The organism is Antarctobacter sp. (genome assembly GCF_048262615.1).
GTDB lineage: Bacteria > Pseudomonadota > Alphaproteobacteria > Rhodobacterales > Rhodobacteraceae > Antarctobacter.
This window is the reverse complement of record NZ_JBLXFB010000037.1, coordinates 21,075-27,423: the sequence shown is the minus strand read 5'-3', so window position 1 is coordinate 27,423 and position 6,349 is coordinate 21,075. Positions and strand designations below refer to the sequence as shown.

Annotated in this window: 6 protein-coding genes; all 6 read left to right on the top strand. The window is 57.8% G+C overall.

What is annotated here, in order from left to right; translation table 11 throughout:
- The first annotated feature begins 115 nt into the window (after positions 1–115).
- The 6 genes from ACN0S5_RS22295 to ACN0S5_RS22270 all read left to right on the top strand — a co-directional run bounded on the left by ACN0S5_RS22295 (position 116) and on the right by ACN0S5_RS22270 (position 6,345).
- Positions 116–1,027 carry a GlxA family transcriptional regulator gene (locus ACN0S5_RS22295; protein ID WP_232786429.1) on the top strand — a complete coding sequence of 304 codons (912 nt, stop codon included), beginning with the start codon at positions 116–118 and terminating at the stop codon, positions 1,025–1,027.
- 34 nt (positions 1,028–1,061) lie between these two features.
- Positions 1,062–2,057, top strand: coding sequence for a TRAP transporter substrate-binding protein (locus ACN0S5_RS22290; RefSeq protein ID WP_071974190.1), 996 nt, complete (start codon positions 1,062–1,064; stop codon positions 2,055–2,057).
- A 59-nt stretch (positions 2,058–2,116) separates the two neighbouring features.
- A complete protein-coding gene (locus ACN0S5_RS22285; RefSeq protein ID WP_417211355.1) occupies positions 2,117–2,509 on the top strand; it encodes a TRAP transporter small permease in 393 nt (130 codons plus the stop codon).
- A gap of 3 nt (positions 2,510–2,512) precedes the next feature.
- A complete protein-coding gene (locus ACN0S5_RS22280) occupies positions 2,513–3,772 on the top strand; it encodes a TRAP transporter large permease (protein ID WP_071974192.1) in 1,260 nt (419 codons plus the stop codon).
- A gap of 538 nt (positions 3,773–4,310) precedes the next feature.
- The gene (locus ACN0S5_RS22275; protein WP_071974193.1) at positions 4,311–5,093 is read left to right on the top strand and encodes an enoyl-CoA hydratase/isomerase family protein; all 783 of its coding nucleotides are present in this window, start codon (positions 4,311–4,313) and stop codon (positions 5,091–5,093) included.
- Positions 5,094–5,106: 13 nt separating this feature from the next.
- Positions 5,107–6,345, top strand: a complete 1,239-nt coding sequence (locus tag ACN0S5_RS22270) for a thiolase family protein (RefSeq protein ID WP_071974194.1) — start codon at positions 5,107–5,109, stop codon at positions 6,343–6,345.
- The last annotated feature ends 4 nt before the right edge of the window (positions 6,346–6,349 follow it).

Here is a 6,349-nt window from a genome sequence, read left to right as displayed (position 1 = left end):
CAAAGCTGTGTCAGCCACTGACGCAGCGCCCTGTGGATATATTGCAATTAAGGGTACAGAATCTGCCGAAAACGCTTCCAATCCGCAGAATCTGATTAATTAGGGTACAGTGACAGTGGCGTTGCAGGCGGGTGAGCTGGACACCTATTGGGGTTTGAAAACCCGGGCGGATCATGCACTCGAGGACATCCAGCAAGCGGATTACGTGATCCTGCCGACCTTCATTGCCCAGTGGAAACTGGGCCCCGATTGGGGGTTTGGCGTTACTGGCTTTGAAGAGATGACGAAATGGGTTCAACGACTATATGACGGTGGTGCCACCATATGCAGCATTTCGTCGGGGGGCATCCTGCTGGCCGAAATGGGGCTGCTTGATGGGCACGAGGTAACAACCCATTGGACAATGGCCGAGTCACTGAGCCAACTTTATCCGCAAATCCGGTTCTCCTTTGATCGGGCGGTTTATCGTGTTGGCGAGGACGAGCGGATCTGGGTCGCAGGCGGCGGCACCTGTTGGCAGGACCTGGTGATCCAGATCATCTCGCAAGAGGCCGGGCCGTTGGTCGCGGCCCAGACGGCGCGGGCCTATACGATATTCGGTCAACGCAGTGGGCAGCTTCCGTTTTCCGAATGGCAACCCAAGATCGACCATGGTGACAGCGCGATTACGCGAGCACAGATGTGGATCGACGAGCAATATGCCGCGCAGGATGTCCTGCCCGGCGCGATCGAGGCTTCGACCCTGGCGGACCGGACCTTCAAACGACGATTCAAGGCCGCAACCGGTCTGCCGCCAACGCATTACCTGCAGCGGGTGCGCGTGGAAGAAGCGCGCATGCTGCTGGAGACAACCAACATGAATGTCGAGGCGGTGGCCGTCCATGTTGGCTATTTCGACACCGCCTTTTTCAGGAACCTTTTCAAGAAATTCGTTGGTCTCAAACCCAGCGAATACCGGGAACGGTTCAGCCTGTTCAGCGAACGGTCCCAAGAGGCCGAAGATGAACTAGGCCGTGCTGTCGCGTGACAGGGCGGCAAACCAAAACAGGAAGGAAAAATCAATGAAACTTTTCACCAAAACGGCCGTTGCTGCGATGCTGAGCATGAGCCTTGCCGCAGCTGCCGACGCGGGCGCCCTGCGCCTGGGCACAGCCGCCCCCGAGGGGTCGCCCTGGGGCAAGTTCCTTGCAGGTTTTGCCGCAAAAACCGCGGAATTGTCGGGTGGCGAGCTGACCATCACGCCCTTTTGGAGCCAGGAGTTGGGTGACGAGCAGACCATGGTCCGTCAGGCAGCCCGGGGCCGGGTCGATATCGTGGCCGTGTCCAACACGGCGATATCGCTACTGGTACCCGAGTATTCCTTGATGTCGGCGCCCTACATCTTTGATAGCCCTGAACAGGCGGATTGCGTTTATGACAAACATATGCGCGACGCCTTCGGGGCGGAGCTTGATGCTGCGGGCATCGTTCCACTGGCGGACTTTGAGGTTGGCCAGCAGATCATCTTCTCCAAGTCGCTGATCAAGACCCCAGCCGATCTTGCCGGGACCAAGATCCGTACCGCGCCGACCATTCCGGATTCGGTGTTCATGGAAGAGGCTGGCGGGGTTGCCGTGCCGCTGGGCGGTGTTGACACGATGCCTGCGTTGAAGACCGGAAGCGTCACGGCAGTGACCTGGCCGACCGTCTTTGGCATTGCCGTGGGATACGCCCAGGAAGCGCCCTTCGTGACCACGACGAACCATGTCTACCAGGTGGGCCTTGTGGCTATGTCCAAGAAAACCGCCGCGGGGTTGAGCGAGCAGGAAATGGGCTGGGTCATTGAAGCGGCCACAGCGATGAACGGCCTGCGGGGCGCCATCCGCGGTGCGGAAGGTGCGCTGATCGGCAAGATCAAGGGGGCAGGTCTGACCGTGCATGATCCCGACGCCGACGAACTGGCCGCCTGGAAAGCCGTCGCCCCCGCTGCACAGGCACGTATCGTTTCGGAAATGGGTGGTAATGCCGCCGAAGTCTGGGACCGGGTTCAGGCCGCCAAGGCTGCCTGCACCAACTGATGGCTGGCAGTCTTGAAGCGCACGATTGACATACTGACCACAATCGAAGGGGCGATGTCATCGGACGCGAGCTGTTCGGCATCTCGGTTTTGGGTATCAAGACCGTGGCGGTCTATGTCGCCATCGTGGCCGGGTTTTTGGGCCTCGTGTTGGCCACCCATCACAATGCCCATCTTCGGCCCGAGATATTCGATCACCTCATCACCGGCCGCCGGGGCGCGATGTTTGATCGGATCGGAGACCTGCTGTCAGGGTTGTTTTTCCTGTTCCTGGCAGGATACGCAATCTATTTCGTGGGCCAAACCCGCGCCGCGGGCGATCGGGCCGCCGTACTTTATTTCCTGCTGTGGCCGATCCAGTTGATCATTCCCTATGCATTCCTGTCATCGGCACTCAGGCATTTTGCCTTCTGTGTTTCACCCATTCTGAAATCCAAATCGCAGGACCGTTGATCCATGGATGTTGCTGGTCTTCTTGCCCTGGTCTTTACCTGCCTGTTCTTCCGGATGAACGCGGTTGTCCTGCTCTTGGCGTTGGTGGCCTATGTCCACCTGGTCTGGGGGGATGGACGGCTGGAATACCTGGTCGAGGACATGTGGATCAGCCTCGACAACGATCTCTTGCTGGCGATCCCGATGTTCCTGATTGCCGGGAACATCATGACACGCGGGTCAATCGCAAAACGTCTGATCCGGGTCACGATGCTGGCCACCGACCCGTTGCCCGGGGGCATGGGGGTGGCGACGGTGCTTTCCTGCGCTCTGTTCGCCGCAATCAGCGGGTCGTCGCCCGTCACTCTGCTGGCTGTTGGCGCAATCCTCTATCCGGCCCTGCGCGAGGCGGGTTATTCGAAACGGTTCTCCCTTGGAGCGATCACCTCGGGGGGAACCCTTGGGATCGTGATCCCGCCTTCAATCCCGCTGATTGTCTATGGGCTTGTCACGGAAAAAAGCGTTGCCGACCTGTTCATTGCGGGCATCGGACCGGGTATCCTGCTGACGGCGGTGCTGGCTGGGTACTCGTTCTGGGTCAATCGGCATCTGCCGTCGAAATCCTTTGATCTGCCGGCCTTTGTGATTGCCTTGAAAGAGGGCATCTGGTCGATGCTTTTGCCGGTGATCCTTCTGGGGGGGATCTATAGCGGATACTTCTCTCCGACCGAGGCGGCGGCTGTGGCGCTGGCTTATGGGCTCCTGGTCGAAGCCTTCATTCACCGCGAACTCAGCTTCGCGGATTTTCGCAAGACCACGCTGGATACGGCCGTGATGCTGGGCATGCTCTTTCCGATCATAGCAGTGGCGCTCAGCCTGAAGTCGGTGCTGACCATCGAACGCGTGCCACACGAGCTGGCTATGTGGATCACTTCGATCACCGAAAGCAAAATCGCCTTCCTGATTGCGGTGAACCTTCTGTTGCTTGTGATCGGGTGTTTCATCGACGTGATCTCGGCCATCCTGATCCTGGCGCCCCTGCTTCTGGTTCCGGCGATGAGCTATGGCATCGACCCGATCCATTTCGGGGTGATGATGGTCATCAACCTGGAAATCGGGTTCCTGACCCCGCCCATCGGGTTGAACCTCTTCGTTGCGACAACGGCCTTCCGCGAGAAGTTCTCGGAAATCTGCCTTTCGGTCTTGCCGTTCATGGCCCTGATCGTGACGGTGTTGATGATGGTTACGTTCATTCCGGGAATTTCGCTTTGGCTGCTTCGTTGAGGCCAAGTGTTTCGAGCGCCACGTAGCGACCAGATTGGCCTGTCTGAACTGTGTGGAGACCGAGTGTCAGCGACTGCTTTCGTCGATCTTCTCTAGATCGTCTTCAACGTCGGCATGGCTTCCTTCTGCAACGGTCAAAGTCGGTGTTGCAGGCTTCTGCAATGGCGACAATGGGGCTCTGAAGAGTGCAGTTCCGCCGAAGTCAGTGATGTCTTCATCGCTGAAAACGCAGGCCACGTGAAATGTGTCGCACGTGTGCCAACATGCAAAGTTGGTTCAGGACGGATTCAGCGGGTCGGGGATATGACCAGTGCCAAGGCTATGCGCCAATAGTTCGCGGTTCGCCCGCGGCACCATCACTAAAAAATCGGTCTTTCGAATCGGAAATCGTCAGGACTCCGAAGATCATTGGAGTCCGTAAAACACCATCGTCTTGTGGTGGAATCATCGTAACTCATTGGTTTTTTGAGGGAAATTTTTCTATTGATTTATATTACCGACTGGTAATTAATAAATAATCAAGACGGGGAGGACAGACGTGGCGTACGAAACAATCGCAGTGAATGAGATCAATGGTGTTGCCACGATCCGGCTGTCGCATGCTGAGCAGATGAATGCGTTGTCGTTCGATGTGATTGATGAGCTCGCTGATGCGCTAAGCTGGGTCGAGGGTAATGACGGGGTGCGATCCCTGGTCATTACTGGAACGGGTTCGGCATTTTGTGCCGGTGCGGATCTGAAAGAAGTACTCGATACCCTCGGGGTGCGCGGAAAACGCGATTTTCTTGATGCGATTGCGCAATTGTTCAAGCGCCTGCGTAATCTGCCGGTGCCCGTGGTTGGTGGGCTGAACGGGATCACGATGGCTGGCGGGTTGGAGCTGGCGATGTGCTGCGATGTGCTGATTGCCGGTGAAAGTGCCAGGATCGGCGACGCGCATTCGAATTTCGGAGTTTTTCCTGGTGCTGGTGGCGCTGCGGTTCTGCCCGAGCGCATCGGGCTGAACAACGCCAAGTATCTGCTCTTTTCTGGCGATGCGCTGCCGGCCCGCCGCCTGATGGAGATGGGTCTTGTGCAGGAAGTTGTCGCTGACGATACGCTGGACGATCGCGTGCAGGAGTTTGCAGAGAAGCTCGCTGCCAAAAGTCCGCTGGTACTGCGGCGGATGAAGTCGGTCGCCAATCAGTCGATGGAAATGTCGCAATCTGGTGCGCTGCAGCTCGAATTGGAAACGCTGCGCAATCATTTTCGGTCGGACGATATCAAGGAGGGCCTCGAGGCCTTCGCTGAAAAACGTAAACCGGTCTTCACCGGTCAATAAGGGAAAGAAATTTATGACCAAGACATATGTCATCGGCGTGGGCATGACCCGGATGGGCAAGCAGGCCGACAGCACTGTGAAATCCCTGACACAAGAGGCGGTTGATGCCGCGCTGAACGATGCAGGTGTTCAAAAGTCTGACCTGCAGGGTGCTTATTTTTCGAACGCCACCCAGAACCACATGGAAGGTCAGTTGATGGTTCCCGGTCAGGTTGCCCTGCGCGCCATGGGCATCGGAGGCATCCCGGTGGTCAACGTCGAGAATGCATGTGCCAGTGCAGCGACGGCGTTTTCATTGGCCAACCAGGCCCTGCGCGCCGGTGACAGCGACATTGTCTTGGCCGTTGGGGCCGAGAAGATGTTTTCGACTGACCGTGAGCGGATGTTCAGCGTCTTTGATGGGGCGTGGGACATTTCCGCAGTCGAGGCAACCAAGGCGCAGCTTCTAGCGCTGGGTGAAGGCGTTGAGGTGCCTGAAGGCAGTACATCGCCTAAACCTTACAGCGTCTTCATGGATGTCTATGCGGCATTCTGCCGGTTGCATATGAAGCATTTTGGTACGACGCAGACGCAGATTGCCGCTGTGGCGGCTAAGAACCACGGCCATTCGGTTCATAACGAAAAAGCGCAATACCGCGACCCTTATACAGTTGAACAGGTGCTGGCCGCTCCGCCGATCACCTATCCTCTGACTCTGCCCATGTGCGCTCCAATCTCGGATGGTGGCGCAGCTGCTGTTCTGGTGAGCGAAGAGGGGCTTAAACGTCTTGGTCTCTCTCGCCATCGAGCGATCGAGGTGAAAGCTTCGATCATCCGTACCGGGAGCGACCGGATGGCTGAAGATTTTACTAATCATATCACCGCCCGCGCGGCCCGCGATGCCTATGAGATTGCAGGTATTTCGCCTTCGGATGTGTCGGTGGCTGAGGTGCATGATGCTACCGCCATGGGCGAAATTATCCAGATTGAGAACCTTGGCCTGGTGGAGTTGGGCGAAGGCGGCCCGGCCTCGGAGCGAGGCGAAACCTGCATTGGGGGCCGCGTGCCCGTTAACCCTTCGGGCGGACTTGAAAGCAAGGGCCATCCGATCGGGGCGACAGGGTTAGGGCAAATTTACGAGTTGGTCAGCCAGTTGCGCGGCGAATGCGGCGCGCGACAGGTCGAAGGCGCCCAAGTGGCCGTGGCCGAGAATGGCGGCGGGCTTGTCGGGTTGGAAGAGGCCGTGGCGGCAATCACCGTGCTGGCACGCTAAGGGA

Excerpts from the sequence above, each read along its gene's own strand:
- ACN0S5_RS22270 (WP_071974194.1), top strand. The coding sequence starts at position 5,107 with ATGACCAAGACATATGTCATCGGCGTGGGCATGACCCGGATGGGCAAG.
- ACN0S5_RS22290 (WP_071974190.1), top strand. The coding sequence starts at position 1,062 with ATGAAACTTTTCACCAAAACGGCCGTTGCTGCGATGCTGAGCATGAGC.
- ACN0S5_RS22280 (WP_071974192.1), top strand. The coding sequence starts at position 2,513 with ATGGATGTTGCTGGTCTTCTTGCCCTGGTCTTTACCTGCCTGTTCTTC.